This is a genomic window from Bradyrhizobium sp. I1.14.4 (assembly GCF_050435825.1).
Taxonomy (GTDB): domain Bacteria; phylum Pseudomonadota; class Alphaproteobacteria; order Rhizobiales; family Xanthobacteraceae; genus Bradyrhizobium.
Genome location: NZ_JBNDLA010000002.1, coordinates 486758 through 503550, shown reverse-complemented (window position 1 = coordinate 503550; position 16793 = coordinate 486758). Strand labels below are relative to the sequence as shown.

At 65.2% G+C, this 16793-nt stretch carries 11 protein-coding genes; 5 read left to right on the top strand and 6 right to left on the bottom strand.

The genetic code is table 11. From position 1 onward, the window contains the following. Position 1: 1 nt before the first annotated feature. From ABIB78_RS06185 to ABIB78_RS06165, 5 genes are all read right to left on the bottom strand, one after another. On the bottom strand, positions 2 to 1489 hold the full coding sequence (locus ABIB78_RS06185) for an efflux transporter outer membrane subunit (RefSeq protein WP_429022616.1): 1488 nt from the start codon (positions 1487 to 1489) through the stop codon (positions 2 to 4). Further along, on the bottom strand, positions 1490 to 4774 hold the full coding sequence (locus ABIB78_RS06180; protein ID WP_429022614.1) for an efflux RND transporter permease subunit: 3285 nt from the start codon (positions 4772 to 4774) through the stop codon (positions 1490 to 1492). A gap of 3 nt (positions 4775 to 4777) precedes the next feature. Continuing rightward, positions 4778 to 7885 (bottom strand): MdtB/MuxB family multidrug efflux RND transporter permease subunit, encoded by a 3108-nt coding sequence (locus tag ABIB78_RS06175; protein ID WP_429022613.1) that lies wholly within the window; start codon positions 7883 to 7885, stop codon positions 4778 to 4780. Continuing rightward, positions 7882 to 9201: an MdtA/MuxA family multidrug efflux RND transporter periplasmic adaptor subunit gene (locus tag ABIB78_RS06170; RefSeq protein WP_429022610.1), complete on the bottom strand. Its 1320-nt coding sequence runs from the start codon at positions 9199 to 9201 to the stop codon at positions 7882 to 7884. The genes ABIB78_RS06175 and ABIB78_RS06170 overlap by 4 nt, the downstream gene beginning before the upstream one ends. A gap of 178 nt (positions 9202 to 9379) precedes the next feature. Next, the gene (locus ABIB78_RS06165; RefSeq protein ID WP_429022607.1) at positions 9380 to 10825 is read right to left on the bottom strand and encodes a DASS family sodium-coupled anion symporter; all 1446 of its coding nucleotides are present in this window, start codon (positions 10823 to 10825) and stop codon (positions 9380 to 9382) included. Positions 10826 to 11049: 224 nt separating this feature from the next. On the opposite strand from ABIB78_RS06165, the gene aat reads away from it, so the two are divergent. Continuing rightward, positions 11050 to 11730, top strand: coding sequence for a leucyl/phenylalanyl-tRNA--protein transferase (gene aat, locus ABIB78_RS06160; protein ID WP_429023006.1), 681 nt, complete (start codon positions 11050 to 11052; stop codon positions 11728 to 11730). A 58-nt stretch (positions 11731 to 11788) separates the two neighbouring features. Here aat and ABIB78_RS06155 read toward each other — a convergent pair whose 3' ends face one another. After that, a complete protein-coding gene (locus ABIB78_RS06155; RefSeq protein ID WP_429022605.1) occupies positions 11789 to 12811 on the bottom strand; it encodes a DUF2155 domain-containing protein in 1023 nt (340 codons plus the stop codon). Positions 12812 to 13069: 258 nt separating this feature from the next. Between ABIB78_RS06155 and ABIB78_RS06150 the strand changes: the two genes are divergently transcribed. The 4 genes from ABIB78_RS06150 to ABIB78_RS06135 all read left to right on the top strand — a co-directional run bounded on the left by ABIB78_RS06150 (position 13070) and on the right by ABIB78_RS06135 (position 16772). Then, a complete protein-coding gene (locus ABIB78_RS06150) occupies positions 13070 to 13849 on the top strand; it encodes an SDR family NAD(P)-dependent oxidoreductase (RefSeq protein ID WP_429022602.1) in 780 nt (259 codons plus the stop codon). Positions 13850 to 13885: 36 nt separating this feature from the next. Further along, positions 13886 to 14827 (top strand): alpha/beta hydrolase, encoded by a 942-nt coding sequence (locus ABIB78_RS06145; RefSeq protein ID WP_429022600.1) that lies wholly within the window; start codon positions 13886 to 13888, stop codon positions 14825 to 14827. Positions 14828 to 14993: 166 nt separating this feature from the next. Next, positions 14994 to 16217 (top strand): citrate transporter, encoded by a 1224-nt coding sequence (locus ABIB78_RS06140; RefSeq protein ID WP_429022597.1) that lies wholly within the window; start codon positions 14994 to 14996, stop codon positions 16215 to 16217. Between the two features lie 123 nt (positions 16218 to 16340). Continuing rightward, complete coding sequence (locus ABIB78_RS06135) at positions 16341 to 16772, top strand: hypothetical protein (RefSeq protein WP_429022595.1); 432 nt, start codon at positions 16341 to 16343, stop codon at positions 16770 to 16772. Positions 16773 to 16793 lie beyond the last annotated feature (21 nt).

Sequence of the window (16793 nt, the reverse complement as noted above, 5' to 3'; positions counted from 1 at the left end):
CTCATGGCACTGCCGCCGCGAGCGTGCCGGCGGGCGTCCAGCCGCCGCCGAGCGCCTGGAACAGGCTGCTCGCCGCGAGCAGCTTGTTGAGCCGGACGGTGACCAGGTTGAGCTCAGCCGTGAACAGCGTCTGCTGGGTCTGCAGCACCGTGATGAGATTGACCGTGCCGCCGCGCAGCTGCGTTTCGGAGACCTCGAACGCCTTGCGCGAACTCGCCACCACGTCAGACTGCAGCCGCTCCTGCAGCGTGTACTTTTGCAGCGCGATCAGCGCCTTCTCGACATCGGCGAAAGCCGATAGCACCGCCTTGCGATAGGCCTGCAGATTTTGCAGTTGCTGGCCCTTGGCGAGCTTGAACTGACTCTCCAGCAGGAAGCCGTCGAACAGCGGCTGGGTCAGCCCGGCGGCGAGCGTGTAGTACCAGGCGCCGGGTGCGAACAACGAGGCCAGCGCCGCGCTCTGGAAGCCCGTGGTGCCGGTCAGCTGGATCTGCGGGAAGAACGCCGCCCGCGCTGCATCGACGCTGAAATTGGTGGATGTCAGTTGCGCCTCGGCCTGGCGAATGTCAGGCCGCTGATAGAGCAATTCCGACGGCAACCCGGGCGTCACGCGCGGCACAGCGATCTGCGTGGTGCTGCCGCCGCGCACCTTGAAATCGGCTGGCGCGCGCGCCACCAGCAGCGCGAGCGCGGCGGTGTTCTGCCCGACCGTTACCTCGAGCGGCGGGATCGCCGCGCGCTGCGTGGCGACCAGCGCCTCCTGCTGCGACAGGTCGAGCTGCGAGGCGGTGCCGCCGGCGAATTGCGACTTGATCAAAGCGAGGATGCGCTCGGCCGCCGCCAGATTGCGGCGGGTAACCTTGATCTGATCCTGCGCCGCCAGCAGCTGGAAATAGGTATTGGCAACCGTCGCCATCGTGGTCAGCGCGACCACCTCGCGATTGTAGCGGGCGCCGGTCGCGCTCTCCTCCGACGCCGACAGCGTCGCGCGGTTCTTGCCCCAGAAGTCGACGATATAGCTCGCGCTCAGCCCCAGACTGTATTGCGAGAACGTCGCGCTGCTTCCACCGAGCGACGAACTCGACCCCGTCGCCAGCTTTTCGCGCTCGGCGTTCGCCGATCCGGAGACCGACGGCAAGAGCGCGGCGCCGGACACGCCGGCCTGAGCGTCGGCCTGGGCGATCTGGGCAATCGCCACCGCGATATCGAGATTGTAGAGCTGCGCGGACTCCATCAACCCGGTCAGCTCAGGCGAGCGGAAGCCGCGCCACCAGGCGAGCGCCGGAACGGCCGCGTCGGCATCGCCCTTGGCGGCGGCGCGATAGCTCGCCGGCACTTCGAGACTGAGCTCGGGCTTCTCCGCTCCGGGGATGCAGCCGGACAGGCCAAGGCTCAGACCAAGGCAGAGGCCGCCGAACGCCGCCACGCGCAGCAACCGGGCCGGCTTCCGCAACTTCTGAGAATATCGCAGCGCTGCAACTGTCGGCATTTACTCGCCCGGTTGAAGTGAGGAGCCCGGCATCCGCGGGGCGCCGCCGCGGCGCACGCGCTGGGCCCACAAGCGGAACCGGTCGAGATAGAGGTAGATGACCGGTGTCGTGTAGAGCGTCAGGACCTGGCTCAGGATCAGGCCGCCGACGATAGCGATGCCAAGCGGCTGCCGTAGCTCGCCGCCGTCGCCCATGCCGATCGCGAGCGGTACCGCGCCGAGCAGCGCAGCCATCGTCGTCATCATGATCGGGCGGAAGCGCAGCAGACAGGCCTCCTTGATAGCCTCGAGCGGCTCCAGCCCGCGCTTGCGTTCCGCCTCCAGCGCAAAGTCGATCATCATGATGGCGTTCTTCTTCACAATGCCGATCAGCAGGATGACGCCGATCAGCGCCATGATACTGAACTCGGTCTTGAATGCCATCAGCGCCAGCAAGGCGCCCACACCTGCCGAGGGCAGTGTGGACAAGATGGTCAGCGGATGGACGTAGCTCTCATAGAGCACGCCCAGCACGATATAGATCGTGATAATCGCCGCCAGGATCAGGAACGGCTGGTTGTTGAGCGAGTCCTGAAACGCCTTGGCGGAGCCCTGGAAGGTGCCGCGGATGGTGGCCGGGACGCCGATCCGGTTCATGGTCGCCTCGATGCTGGCGACCGCGGTGCTCAGCGACACGTTCGGCGGCAGATTGAACGAGATGGTGTTGGCGACCAGCAGGCCCTGGTGATTGACCGCAAGCGGCGTCGCGCCCTGCTTGAAGGCCGCGACCGCCGACAGCGGGATCATGGTCTCGCTGCTGGTCGAGACGGCCGATCCGGTCGAGGCCACGCCCTTCCCGGTCGAACCGATCGAATTGGTGGCCTGGTTGCGCGCGGCCTGGGCATTGGCTGAGTTCGCCGCGCTCGAGGTTCCCGGCGCCACCACGGTGCCCGCCACCGCGTTGGTCGATTGCGATCCGCCGACCGATCCGCCCGACGTACTGATATAGACGTCCTTCAGCGTCTCCGGGTTCTGCCAATAACGCGGCGCGACCTCCATGATGACGTGGTACTGGTTGCGCGCGACATAGATCGTCGACACCTGCCGCTGGCCGAAGGCGTCGTACAGGGTGTTGTCGATCTGGCTGACCGTGATGCCGAGCCGGGCCGCGGCGTCGCGATCGATCACGAGATCGGATTCCAGGCCCTTGTTCTGCTGGTCGCTGTTGACGTCGGCAAGGTTCGGATCGCGCTGCAAGGCAGCGGCGATCTTCGGCGACCATTCATTGAGCTCCTCGAGCGTCGATCCTTGCAGCGTGTACTGGTACTGCGCGTTCGATTGGCGTCCGCCGACCCGGATATCCTGCACCGCCTGCAGGAACAGGCTCGCGCCGGGCACCACCGACATCTCGCGGCGCAGCCGCGAGATCACGCCGTCGGCGCCGATCTTGCGCTGGTCGAGCGGACGCAGCGAGACGAACACGAAACCGGAATTGGTCTGTCCGCCGCCGGTGAAGCCGACCACCGTCTCCACCGCCGGATCGCGCTTGATGATGCCGACGAACTGCGCGAGCTTCTGCTGCATCAGCTGGAACGACACGCTCTGGTCGGCCTGGATCGAGCCGACCAGCCGCCCGGTGTCCTGCTGCGGGAAGAAGCCCTTCGGGATCACGTCGTAGAGATAGAAGTTGAGGCCGAACACTGCCGCCAGGATCAGCATCACCGACAGCGGATGCTGCAGCGCCGCAGTCAGTGTCCTCCGGTAAAAATTCAACATCGCCTCGAAGAAGCGCTCGCTCGCCCAATAGAGTCGCCCATGGCCGCCGCTGTCCGGCTTGAGCAGCACGGCGCACATCATCGGCGTGGTCGCCAGCGAGACCGCAAGCGAGATCAGGATCGAAATCGAGATCGTCATCGCGAATTCGCGGAACAGCCGCCCGACGATGCCGGCCATCAGGAGGATCGGAATGAACACCGCGATTAGCGAGATGCTCATCGACAGCACGGTGAAGCCGACCTCGTTGGCGCCCTTCAGCGCCGCCTCGAGCGGGCTCAACCCCTCCTCGATGTACCGGGTGACGTTCTCCAGCACCACGATGGCATCGTCGACCACGAAGCCGGTCGCAACCGTCAGCGCCATCAGGGACAGATTGTCGAGGCTATAGCCGATCAGGTACATCGCCCCGAAGGTCGCGACCAGCGACACCGAGACCGCCACCACCGGAATGAAGGTGGCGCGCACATTGCGCAGGAACGCGAACACCACGACGATGACCAGCAGCACGGCCAGAACGAGCGTCCGTTCCACGTCCCTGAGCGAGGTGCGGATGGTGGTCGAGCGGTCGACCGCAAGGCCGATATCGATCGCCGGCGATACCGATGCCTGCAACTGCGGCATCAGCCGCTTCACCAGGTCGACGGTCGAGATGATATTGGCGTTCGGCTGCCGGTAGAGGATGATCAGCACCGCGGGCTTGCCGTTGGCAAGCCCGGCATTGCGCAAGTTCTCGACGCCGTCGGCCACCTCGCCGACGTCGGAGAGGTGAACCGGTGCGCCGTTGCGATAGGCGACGATCAGCGATTTGTAGTCGTCGGCCTTGTTGGCCTGGTCGTTGGCGTAGACCTGGTAGCGCTGGTCGCCGACGTCGATGCTGCCCTTCGGGCTGTGGGCGTTGGCGCTCGACAGCGCCGCGCGGACGTCTTCGAGACCGATGCCGTATTTATAGAGCGCCTGCGGGGTCAGATCGACACGGACCGCGGGCAGCGAGCTGCCGCCCACCACGACCTCGCCGACGCCCTCGACCTGCGACAGCTTCTGCGCCAGCACGGTGGATGCGGCATCGTAGAGATCGCCGCGGGTCAGCGTATCCGACGTCAGCGTCAGGATCAGGATCGGCGCGTCGGCCGGATTGACCTTGCGGTAGGTCGGATTGCTGCGCAGGCTGGTCGGCAGATCGGCCCGCGCCGCATTGATCGCGGCCTGCACGTCGCGCGCCGCGCCGTTGATGTCGCGGTTCAGCCCGAACTGCAGCGTGATCCGGGTCTGACCGACCGAACTCGACGACGTCATTTCGGTCACATCGGCGATCTGGCCGAGATGCCGTTCAAGCGGGCTTGCGACCGTGGTCGCGACGTCCTGCGGGCTGGCGCCGGGCAGCGTGGCCTGCACCGAGATGGTCGGGAAATCCACCTGCGGCAGCGGCGACACCGGCAATTTGAAGAACGCGACAATGCCCGCCGCCGCAAGCCCGAAGGTCAACAGCGTGGTCGCGACCGGCCGGCGGATGAAGGGCGTTGACGGGTCCATGGCTCAACGCGACCCGCTCGCCTCGCCGACCTCGCCCGCCCGCCCGGCAAACCGCAGCGCCAGGCGATCGAACCAGAGATAGATCACCGGCGTCGTGAACAGGGTCAAGAGCTGGCTCACCAGCAGGCCGCCGACGATCGAGATGCCGAGCGGATGCCGGAGCTCGGAACCGGCGCCGCTGCCGATCATCAGCGGCAGTGCGCCGAGGACAGCTGCCATCGTCGTCATGATGATCGGCCGGAACCGCAACAGGCAGGCCTGGTAGATCGCCTCCCGCGGCGGCTTGCCCTCGTTGCGCTCGGCGTCGAGCGCGAAGTCGATCATCATGATCGCGTTCTTCTTCACGATGCCGATCAAGAGGATGATGCCGATAATCGCGATGATGGTGAGATCCTGCCCGGCCATCATCAGCGCCAGCAACGCGCCGATCCCAGCCGACGGCAGCGTCGAGAGGATGGTCAGGGGATGGATGAAGCTCTCGTAGAGCACACCTAGCACGATATAGACAGTGATGATCGCGGCCAGGATCAGGAACAGCTGGTTTGAGAGCGACGACTGGAAAGCCAGCGCCGCGCCCTGGAAGCTCGTGATCATGCCGAGCGGCTGGTTGATGTCGGCCTGTGCCTGCTTGATCGCCGTCACCGCTCCGCCGAGCGAGGCGCCCGGCGCCAGATTGAACGAGACGGTCGCCGACGGGAATTGGCCGAGATGCGAGACCTGCAGCGGCGCGGTCTCCACCCGCATCTTGGCCATCACCGACAGCGGCACCGGCGTCGAGCCGACCGATGACGGCAGGTAGATCGACGACAGCGAATCCAGCGAGTTCTGCAGCGACGGATCGGCCTCGAGGATGACGCGGTACTGGTTCGAATTGGTGAACACGGTGGAGACGATGCGCTGCCCGTAGGAATCGTACAGCGCATTGTCGATCGTTGCCGGCGTGATGCCGAACCGCGCCGCCTGGTCGCGGTCGATATCCACGAACACCGAAAGCCCCTGCGCGGTGATATCGCTGGTGACGTCGCTGAGCTCCGGCAATTCCCTGAGCTTGTCGACCAGCTTCGGCGTCCATTCCGCAAGCTCGGTCGGATCGGCATCCTGCAGGATGAACTGGTACTGCGTCCGGCTCACCGTGCCTTCGATGGTGAGATCCTGGACCGGCTGCATGTAGAGCGTGATGCCGGTCAGCGCCGCCGTGCTCGCCTTGATCCGGTCCATGATCGCGGAGACATTGGCTTTGCGCTGCTCATGCGGCTTCAGATTGATCAGGATGCGGCCGCTGTTGAGCGTGGTGTTGGTGCCGTCGACGCCGATGAACGACGACAGGCTTTGCACGTCCGGGTCCTTCAGGATCGCGCTGGCGAGCCGCTGCTGCCGCTCGGCCATCGCCGCATAGGACACCGATTGCGGCGCCTCCGAAATCGCCTGGATCACGCCGGTGTCCTGCACCGGAAAGAAGCCCTTGGGAATGAGGACATAGAGCAGCGCCGTGAGTCCAAAGGTGGCGAGCGCAACCAGCAGCACCAGCGTCTGGCGATCCAGCACCCAGTTGAGCATCCGCGCATAGATCGCGATGACGGCGTCGAAGCCTTCCCGGCTGAGCCGCTGGAAGGTGTTCTCGCGCGCCATGCTCTCCGGCTTCAGGAGTTTTGCGCAGGCCATCGGCACCAGCGTCAGCGACACCACGGCGGAGATCAGGATCGTGACCGACAGCGTGATCGCGAATTCGCGGAACAGGCGGCCGACGACATCGCCCATGAACAACAGCGGGATCAGCACCGCGATCAGCGACACCGTCAGCGAGATGATGGTGAAGCCGATCTGCTCGGAGCCGCGCAAGGCGGCTTCCAGCGGCAGCTCGCCCTCCTCGATGTAGCGCGAGATGTTCTCGATCACGACGATGGCGTCATCGACCACGAAGCCGGTCGCGATCGTCAACGCCATCAGCGACAGATTGTTCAGGCTGAAGCCGAACAGATACATCGCCCCGAGCGTGCCGACCAGCGAGAGCGGCACCGACAGGCTCGGGATCAGCGTGGCGCGGGTCGAGCGCAGGAACACGAAGATGACAAGCACGACCAGGACCACCGCCAGCGCGAGCTCGTATTCGACGTCGCGCACCGAGGCCCGGATCGTCACGGTGCGATCGGTCAGGATATTGAGGTCGATCGCGGCCGGCAGCGTGGCCTGCAGCTGCGGCAGCAGATCCTTGATGCCCTGGACCACCGAGATGACGTTGGCACCGGGCTGACGCTGGATGTTGAGGATGATCGCCGGCGTCTCGTTCATCCAGGCGCCGAGCTTGTCGTTCTGCGCGCCGTCGACGACATTGCCGACGTCGCTGAGGCGGACCGGCGAGCCGTTCTTGTAGGCAATGACCAGCGAGCGGTAGTCGGTGGCATTGCGGATTTGGTCGTTGGCGTTGATGGTGTAGGCGCGCATCGCGCCGTCGAAATTGCCTTTCGGCGTGTTGACGTTTGCGTTGCCGAGCGTGGTGCGGAGATCGTCGATATTCAGGCCGTAGGCCGCGAGCTTGCGGATATCGGCCTGGATGCGCACCGCAGGCCGCTGTCCGCCGCTGATGCTGACGAGGCCGACGCCGGGCAGCTGCGAGATCTTCTGCGCCAGGCGCGTGTCGACAAAGTCCTGCACCTGCGTCAGCGGCATGGTCTTCGAGGTCAGGCCAAGCGTCAGGATCGGTGCGTCGGCCGGATTGACCTTGGCGTAGATCGGCGGCGCCGGCAGATCCGACGGCAGCAGATTGCCCGCGGCGTTGATCGCGGCCTGCACCTCCTGCTCGGCGACGTCGAGCGAGATCGACAGGCCGAATTGCAGCGTGATGACGGACGAGCCGGCCGAGCTCACCGAGCTCATCTGGTTCAAATTCGGCATCTGGCCGAACTGCACCTCGAGCGGCGCCGTCACCGACGACGTCATCACGTCGGGGCTCGCGCCCGGATAGAAGGTCTGCACCTGGATGGTCGGATAGTCGACCTCCGGCAGCGCCGCGACCGGCAGGAATCTGAACGCCAGCATGCCCGACAGCATGATGGCGATCATCATCAGGGTCGTCGCCACCGGCCGCAGGATGAATGGCCGCGACGGGTTCATTTCTTCTGCCCGTCCTCGGGCCGCTTGTGGTTGCCGCCTCCCGCCTTGTCGGGATCAGCGCCGCCCTTACTATCTCCCTTGCCGTCTCCCTTCGCCGCGCCCTTGGCAGCACCGGCGGCCGGGTTCGCGGCATCGGCGGCGGAGCGCACGATCACCTTGGCGCCCTCGCGCAGCTTGTCGGCACCGTCGATCACGATGCGATCGCCGGCCGTCAGCCCCGACAGGACCTCGACCCGATCGCCGTCGGTGACGCCGAGCTTGACCGGCCGCACCGAGACCGTGCTGTCGGCGTTGACGAGATAGACGAAGGTGCCGGGGACGCCGCGCTGGATGCCGGCAGTCGACATCGTCGTGGCATCCTTGTGGGTGTCGAGCAGCAGGCGGACATTGACGAACTGGTTCGGATAGAGCGTGCGCTTGTCGTTCTCGAACTGGGCGCGCAGCTTGATCGTTCCGGTGGTCGCATCGATCTGGCTGTCGAAGGTTTGCAGCGATCCCTCGGCGAGCTTGTTGGCGCCGCTGCGGTCATAGGCCGCCGTCGGCAGCACCGCACCCTCCTTCAACCGCTTCGCGACCGCCTGCAGATTGTCTTCCGGCAGCGTGAACAGCACGCTGATCGGTTCGAGCTGCGTGATCACGACAAGGCCGTTGGTGTCGCCCGGCGTCACGTAGTTGCCGAGGTCGACCTGACGGAGCCCGACGCGGCCGTTGATCGGCGACACGATGTGACAATACTGCAAGTTCACTTCGGCCGACTTCACCGAGGCGCGGTCGGCCTCCACCGTGCCCTGATACTGCGCGACCAGCGCAACCTGGGTATCGAGCTGTTGGTGCGGCACGGCGTTCTGCGCAGCGAGGTTCTGGTAGCGGGTAAGATCGACCTGGGCGCCCTTCAGCTGCGCTTCGTCGCGGGCGAGCTGTCCCTTGGACTGCGCCAGCGTCGCCTCATAGGGACGCGAATCGATCTCGGCGATCAGGTCGCCCTTCTTGACCTCGTCGCCCTCCTTGAAATCGATCTTCATCAGGTAGCCGCTGATCTGGCTCCGGATCGTCACGGTCGCGAGCGAGGTCACGGTGCCGAGCGCGTTGAGGCTGACGCCGATATCGCCCTTGCCGACGGTCTCCGGCACGATCGACATCGGCCCGGCGTTGCGCCCGCCTCCGGCCTGCTGGGGTGCGGCCTGCTGCCGCGTCCACCAGACGATGCCGGCAAGCACCGCCAGCACGACACATCCCGTCAGAAACCCTCGCCCGCGCGACGTTCGCCTGGTTTGCTCTGGCGCCACAATCGACGGATCTTTGATCTGCTGGTCCATAACCTGCCCACGAAGAAACACCAATGAGCTCGCGCGGCTCTATGTGTCCCCTGAAATCCGCGCGCGCCACATCCGAGGAAGCATTTTGGACGCTTCCGTCGGACAAAGCGCGTTAAGAATCGGAAAGGAAAGTCCTCCTTCCCGGTCGGCCGCTGTTTCTCGCTGGATTATGGCTATTTTACCCGATCGTTTGTAGCCAGGGCAACACGATCAGCAACAATCCGGCAAAGTAGATCACGCCGAAGATCAGCCCGAACTTCCAGAAGTCGCCTTTGCCGATATAGCCGCTGCCGTAATACATCGGCGCCGGACCCGTGGCGTAGGGCGAGATCACGCCCATCAGCCCGAGCGAATAGACGCAGAGTAGCATCAGGGTCTGCACCGGCAGGCCGGGTATGCTGGAGCCGACGGCGAGCACCACCGGCAGCACGGCGGCGGTGTGCGAGGTGATGCTCGAGAAGAAATAGTGGACCCAGAAGAAGAAAGTGACGAGCAGGATCATCCCGACCAGTGGCGACGTGCCGGAGAGCGGCTTCGCATAGCCCTCGGCCACCCATTTGATGAAGCCGATCTCGTTGAGGCCCGACGACAGCGTGAGCAGCGAGGTGAAATAGAAAAAGACCTCCCACGCGCTCTTCTCCGCGACGATGTCCTCGAACGCGATCACGCCTGACAGCAGCATCAGCGAGATCACGACGAACACCACGGTTGTCGCGTTGATGAAGTTCGAGCCGAGCAGCGGCACGCTGATATTGGGATTGGAGCCGCAGATCCACAGGAACATCGCGAGCAGCACCAGCACCGCCATGATCCATTCGTGCCGCGACGGCGGCCCCATCTTGGCGAGCTCGCCTTCGCTCCAGGTCACGATCTCGGGGCTCTCCTTGATCTCGGGCCGGCAGACCAAATAGCTGAGCAGCGGCACCAGCAGCAGCAAGAGGATACCGAGCGGTGCGAAGCCGATGAACCATTGCGACCAGCCGACCTCGATGTTGACGAGCTTCTTGGCGATCGAGAGCGCCGCGGCGTTCGGCGCCAATGCGGTCAGAAACAGCGAGCTGGTGACGGCCGTGGTCGCGAACGCCGTCCACATCACGAAAGTGCCGATCTTGCCCGCGGTCGGACCGGGCTCGGAGCCATAGATGCGCGGGATGTTGCTGACGATCGGATAGATGGTGCCGCCCGAGCGCGCGGTGTTGGACGGCGTTGCCGGTGCCAGCACGAGATCGGAAAACGCCACCGCATAGCCGAGCCCGATGGTGCGGCGGCCGAGCCCCCGTACCAACAGCAGCGCCAGCCGGCGGCCGAGCCCGCTCTTGCGGTAGCCGATCGAGAACACGAAGGCGCCGACGATCAGCCATACCGTGCTCTCGGAAAAGCCGCCGAGCATCCAGCGCAGCGACTTGTTCGGATCGGGCTCGACATAGCCGCCGACGCCGGCAACCGTCAGGCCAATCAGGCCAACCGCACCGACCGGCATCGATTCGAGGATCAGCCCGGTGATGACGGCGGCGAACACCGCAAAATAGTGCCACTGATTGGCGTTCAGCCCCGATGGCACCGGGACCAGATAGATCACCAGCCAGACCAGCAACGGCGCAAACGTCCGCCATGACATTTTCATGCAGCGTCCCCCTCATCTGTGTTGATTGTCGGTCGCGCAGCCACCATGTCCCGGGCGGCGGCGCCATCTTTTTGTGGCAATGTAGCATGGCCGCGCAGTCCGTCTCTGGAAACTGCGGCGGGATGGCGCGGCTTGTGGAGGAACCGGCGCGTTTCGTCAACACGTCGCGACCGGGCCGGCCGGCCCCATCGCAAGACCGCCCGCGCTTTGCTATCCTCAGTGGCATGACGTCACGCGACTCCGCCTCTTCCGAGATCACGCCCGAGGTGCTGCTGCGCGCCTATGCTTGCGGCATCTTCCCGATGGCGGAGAGCGCCGACGATCCGACCCTGTTCTGGGTCGAGCCGGAATTGCGCGGCGTGATTCCGTTCGACGGCTTCCGTGTCGCCTCCAGATTGGCGCGCACCGTGCGCTCGGATGTGTTCACGGTCACCGTCGATACCGCGTTCAAGGCCGTGATCGCGGGTTGCGCAGCGCCGCAGCCCGGCCGCGACGACACCTGGATCAACAAGCGCATCCGCGATCTCTATCTCGGGCTGTATACGTCGGGCTATTGCCACAGCGTCGAGGTCTGGCAGGACGACAATCTGGTCGGCGGCCTCTACGGCGTCAGCCTCGGCCGCGCCTTCTTCGGCGAAAGCATGTTTCACACTGAACGCGACGCATCGAAGGTCGCGCTGGTGCATCTGGTGGCCCGGCTGATCGCGGGCGGATTCGAACTGCTCGACACGCAATATGTGACCGAGCATCTGAAGACGTTCGGCGCGGTCGAGATCCCGCGGCGTCGCTATCGCGCGCTGCTCGACAAGGCGATCACGGGCGCGCCGGCGGATTTCCGCAGGCTCGATGCCGCGCAGCCGGTCAAGGGCGCAGACGCGCTGGCGATCATCGCCGCGCGCAGTTGAAGTATGACTGCGCCGTAGCCGGATGAAGCGAAAGCGTAATCCGGCTCCGAAGTGCCCATCAATTCCCGAATAATCCGCCGAACAATCCGCCCGGCCGCTGCTGCTGGGGCGGCGGGGGTGGCGGCTGCTGCTGCTGGTATTGCGGCTGCGGCGGCGGGCGTGGCGCGGCCTGCTTCGGCGGCGCGCGCTTCTGGGCCGGCGGCGGTGGCGGCGTCGGCGCCTTCGGCGGATCGGGCGCGGCGGTCACGATGGTCTGGTCCGGCCCTTTGCAGTCGGTCAGCCAGATGTCGTAGATCGGATGCTCGACGCCATGCAGACCCGGACTCGCCGCGAACATCCAGCCCGAGAAGATCCGCTTCACCTCGCCCTGCAGCGTGATCTCGTCGACCTCGACAAAGGCGTCGGTGTTGGCGGCTTCCGTCGACGGCCGCGTATAGCAGGCATCGGTCTTCACCCGCAGCGCGCCGAACTGCACGGTCTCGCCGATATCCTCGTCGAAATTGATGATGCGTCCAGTGACCTTGTCGAGGCCGGAGAAGCTCGCCTTCTTGTTGGTGATCTTGGTCGACGGCGGCTCCTGCACGACCTCGTCGCCCGGCTGCAACGTGGCAGGCGTCTGCTGTGGGGTGCCCTGTGGCGTGCCCTGCGGAGTCCCCTTGGGCTGACGCTGCCCCGGCGGCAGGCCAGGCAGCGGATTGGCGCCGGGCGGCGTGCTGGCAACGGCTGGACCGCCCGGTTGCGGCGGCTGCACGGCAACACCGGGCTGCGTGCCCGGAGGAGCCACCGTGGTGCCGGGCGGCGGCGCCAAAGGTTGCGACTGCACGCTGCCGGGCGGCGGCACCGTCTGCCCTGGCGGCAACGCCCGCGGCTGCGTCGGCAGCAGGCGGCCGCGCGGCAATTCCGGCACTTCTTCGTCGTCGTCGCCGGGAGGAGCCACCTGACCACGCGGAATCGAGCCGGGCGGACGCGGTGCGGGATCGGAGAAAATCGTTCCGATCTGCGCGCGCGCGGGCGGCGCAAGCGAGATGGTTGAGGCGGCAACCATGGCCGCAAAGCCAGTCAGGGCAATGGTTCGAAGCATCTCGCGCGGCTTTAAAGGGCGAATCGGGCTCGCGACAGTCTACCTTGATATCAGCCGCTCGCAGGCCACCGGTTAACACGCCAAATAGGGCGGGGAAAGGGCGCCCGGCCACCCCTCCCCGGCGCACTGGCCCGGCACTGGTCAAGCTCTGGTCAACCCTTGGGAACACGTGTGATAGTGCTCACGCTGAAGGCGCGCGGCACCGCGTGACAACCAGGAAAATCCGGACCGAACCGGACCAGCCAGAGGAAACCCAACATGCCAGATCGCATCAGGCTCGACGGCCGGGTCGCCGTCGTCACCGGGGCTGCCGGCGTCATCGGAACCGCCACGCTCCGTCTGCTCGCCGAACGCGGTGCGCGGATTGTCGCAGTCGACCGCAAGGGGGCCGATCTCGCGGCCGCCGTCAAGGACCTGCCCGCCTCGGCCGAGGCCTTCGCGATCGCCGCCGACGTCACCGATGAGGACGAGGTCAAGGATTATGTCCGCGCCGCCGTGGACCGCTTCGGCACCATCGACGCCTTCTACAACAACGCCGGCATCGAGGGCGACATCAAGCCGATCCCGGAATACTCGCTGGAGAGCTTTCGCCGCGTGCTCGACGTCAACGTCGTCGGCGTCTTCCTCGGCATGAAGCATGTGCTGCCGGTCATGCTGAAGCAGAACAAGGGCAGCATCATCAACACCGCCTCGATCGCCGGCCTGATGGGATCGCCGATGATCGCGGTCTATAGCGCCAGCAAGCACGCGGTGATTGGACTGACCAAGAGCGCGGCCTGGGAGTGCACCGGCACCGGCGTGCGCGTCAATTGCGTCTGTCCCGGCATGATCGAGAGCCGGATGCTGAGCACCATCCTGCAGGGCCGTTCCGGCGGCAATGCGCCGCCGCCGGTCGAGAAGATCGTTGACCGCATCCCGGCGCGCCGGCTCGGGCTCGCGAGCGAGGTCGCCTCCATCGTCGCTTTCCTTGCTTCAGACGAGGCGAGTTACGTCTCCGGCTCCGCCTATACCGTCGACGGCGGCCGCACCGCCGCCTGACATTTCAGTTCAGCATCACAAGAAGGTTTGTTGTCCATGCCCGTCGTTCTCGATCCCGATGCCGCTGCCGTCTACAAGGCCTTCCAGGAGGCCGGCCGCCCTGCCTACGAGACGCTGACCGCGCCGGAAGCGCGCGAATATTATCGGGCCGCCCGCGTCGTCTCCAATCCCGAGCCGCCCGCGCTTGAATCAAGCGACGCGCTTGCGATCCCGGCGCCGCACGGCACCATCCCCGCCCGCATCTACACGCCGAAGACGCTGCGCAAGACCAACGGGCTCGCGCCGTGCCTGGTGTTCTTCCATGGCGGCGGCTGGGTGATCGGCGATCTCGATACCCATGAGGTGGTTTGCCAGAAGCTTGCCCATGAGGGCGAGTTGATCGTGATCTCGGTCGACTATCGCCTGGCGCCCGAGCACCGCTTCCCTGCCGCGGTGGATGATGCCGTCACCGCGACCAGATGGGTTGCCGCCAACACCAGGGATCTCGGCATCGACGCCGCGCACCTGATCGTCGGTGGCGACAGCGCCGGCGGCAACCTCGCGGCCGTCGTTGCTCTGACGGCGCGCGACGGAGGCCCAAAACTCGCCGCCCAGCTGCTGGTCTATCCCGCCACCGATTTCTCGCGGAAGCATCCCTCGCATCGCGAGCCCGAGACCAGCATCCTGCTCACGCATTCGGTGATCGGCTGGTTCGGCAACCATTATCTAGGTGACGCCGACGACAGCGACTGGCGCGCCTCGCCCGCGCGCGCGAAAGACTTTGCCGGACTGCCGCCCGCCTACGTGCTGACCGCCGGCGCCGATCCGCTGCGCGACGAAGGCGACGAGTACGCGAAATTCCTCGAGGACGCCGGCGTGCCCGTGACCTACCGACATTTCCCCGGCCAGTTCCATGGCTTCTTAACCATGGGCAAGCTGCTCAATCAGGCCAATGTCGCGGTGAGCGAGATCAGCGCCTGGCTGAAGACGCTGGGCTAAGCGATCCGATCAGGGGCGACGTGCTTGGCGCCGTCCCCGATCAAGGCTCGCGAGCGCATGGCGAGCGCAGCTTGCGGCATTAGCGCGCCTTGAAGTTCCCCGCGCCGCACGATAGTGCGGCCGGACGCGCTTCATGCCGCCGGGCACTCCAGCCATCGAGATCATCTTGCTCACGCCCATCCTCGTCTACGGTATCCCGCTCGATTTCATCCTGTTCGCGCTGACGCTGCTTGGCGTCGCGATCTTCCATCACCATACGCTCGCCGTGGCGTTGACGGGCCTTGCCGCGATCATCGCCTACAAGCTGATATTTGCCGGCTTTGCAAAATTCGGTGCGGGCCTGCCCGGCCTTGCGCATCACATGGAGCATGAGTGGGTCACGCTCGCGAACCTGTTCCTGCTCTTGATGGGATTTGCGCTGCTGTCGCGCCATTTCGAAGAGAGCCGCATGCCCGACGAGATGCCGGCACTGCTGCCCGATGACTGGAAGGGCGGACTGATCCTGCTGGTGATCGTGTTCGTGCTGTCGGGCTTCCTCGACAATATCGCGGCCGCGCTGATCGGCGGCACCGTTGCGCGCCACGTGTTCCGCGGCCGCGTCCATATCGGCTATCTCGCCGCCATCGTTGCCGCATCGAATGCCGGCGGCGCCGGCAGCGTCGTCGGCGACACCACGACGACGATGATGTGGATCGACGGCATCAGCCCGCTCACCGTCGTCGACGCCTATCTCGCCGCCGCCGTCGCGATGCTGGTGTTTGCGGTGCCGGCCTCGCTGCAGCAACACCGCTTTTCCCCGATCGTGAAGAACGCACCGTCCGGCCTCGCTATCGATTGGTCGCGCGTCGCGATCGTCGCGGCGATCCTGCTCGCCGCGCTCTCAGCCAATGTCACTGCCAATCTGAAATTCCCCGCGCTGCTCGATGCGCTGCCCGTGCTCGGCCTCGCCGTCTGGGCCGCGATCCTCGTCACCTCGTTGCTGCGGCGACCGGACTGGTCGGTGATGCCCGAGACGCTCAAGGGCACCGTGTTCCTGCTCGCGCTGGTGACGGCAGCCTCGATGATGCCGGTGGAGAAGTTACCCACCGCATCCTGGCAGAGCGCCCTCGGACTCGGCTTCGTCTCGGCGGTGTTCGACAACATTCCATTGACCGCACTGGCACTGAAGCAAGGCGGCTACGACTGGGGCATTCTCGCCTATGCGGTCGGATTCGGCGGATCGATGGTCTGGTTCGGGTCGTCCGCGGGCGTTGCGGTGTCCAACATGTATCCGGAAGCCAAGTCGGTGATCCGATGGATCACCCAGGGCTGGCCGATCATGATCGCCTACGTCGTCGGCTTCATCGTGATGTTGGCCCTGCTCGGCTGGCATCCCGACGCGCCGCACTGACGCAAATGTGGAATTCGCCATGCTGCAGCGCACAATTGGACTGCTTCAAACTTGTGGAAAAGCAAGACAAATCCGTTGACATTGCTAAACTCCATTCGCCGTAACAACTTATGGAGCGTTCGCATGAGTGTTAGTGCTGAAGTCCTCGCCCGCGCCCCGTTGGAACAGTTGCAGGGCGAAGTCGACACGATGAATTCGCATCGACCACGCAGCAACATTCGGCCTCTCTCACCGATGCCGGACTACGTCGAGCACCGCAACGGCGTCAACGAGGTGGGCAAGCTATCCGCCGAGGCGGTCGTGCGTGAATACGAAGCGGCGGTGAAAGAGATCGAGGCCCTTGGAACGGAACTGCAATTGGCCGCCAAGAACTGCGAGGCAATGGTGGCAGGCGTCCATGAGATGATCGCGGAAATCAAGGAGTTCGCTGCAGGTTACCGCGATCAGGGCAAGCGTTTTTTCCTGCAGATCGAAGCCGTCTCGTTGATGACCACAGAGGTCAGGGATACCTGCGAGGCACTCAAGAAGAAGATCGCGACCGACACATTGAGCTAGTGATATAAGCTAGTGATATTT

Bases quoted from the DNA above. Each gene is read 5' to 3' on its own strand.
- ABIB78_RS06185 (WP_429022616.1), bottom strand. From the start codon at position 1,489: ATGCCGACAGTTGCAGCGCTGCGATATTCTCAGAAGTTGCGGAAGCCG.
- ABIB78_RS06180 (WP_429022614.1), bottom strand. From the start codon at position 4,774: ATGGACCCGTCAACGCCCTTCATCCGCCGGCCGGTCGCGACCACGCTG.
- ABIB78_RS06175 (WP_429022613.1), bottom strand. From the start codon at position 7,885: ATGAACCCGTCGCGGCCATTCATCCTGCGGCCGGTGGCGACGACCCTG.
- ABIB78_RS06170 (WP_429022610.1), bottom strand. From the start codon at position 9,201: ATGGACCAGCAGATCAAAGATCCGTCGATTGTGGCGCCAGAGCAAACC.
- ABIB78_RS06165 (WP_429022607.1), bottom strand. From the start codon at position 10,825: ATGAAAATGTCATGGCGGACGTTTGCGCCGTTGCTGGTCTGGCTGGTG.
- aat (WP_429023006.1), top strand. From the start codon at position 11,050: ATGACGTCACGCGACTCCGCCTCTTCCGAGATCACGCCCGAGGTGCTG.
- ABIB78_RS06155 (WP_429022605.1), bottom strand. From the start codon at position 12,811: ATGCTTCGAACCATTGCCCTGACTGGCTTTGCGGCCATGGTTGCCGCC.
- ABIB78_RS06150 (WP_429022602.1), top strand. From the start codon at position 13,070: ATGCCAGATCGCATCAGGCTCGACGGCCGGGTCGCCGTCGTCACCGGG.
- ABIB78_RS06145 (WP_429022600.1), top strand. From the start codon at position 13,886: ATGCCCGTCGTTCTCGATCCCGATGCCGCTGCCGTCTACAAGGCCTTC.
- ABIB78_RS06135 (WP_429022595.1), top strand. From the start codon at position 16,341: ATGAGTGTTAGTGCTGAAGTCCTCGCCCGCGCCCCGTTGGAACAGTTG.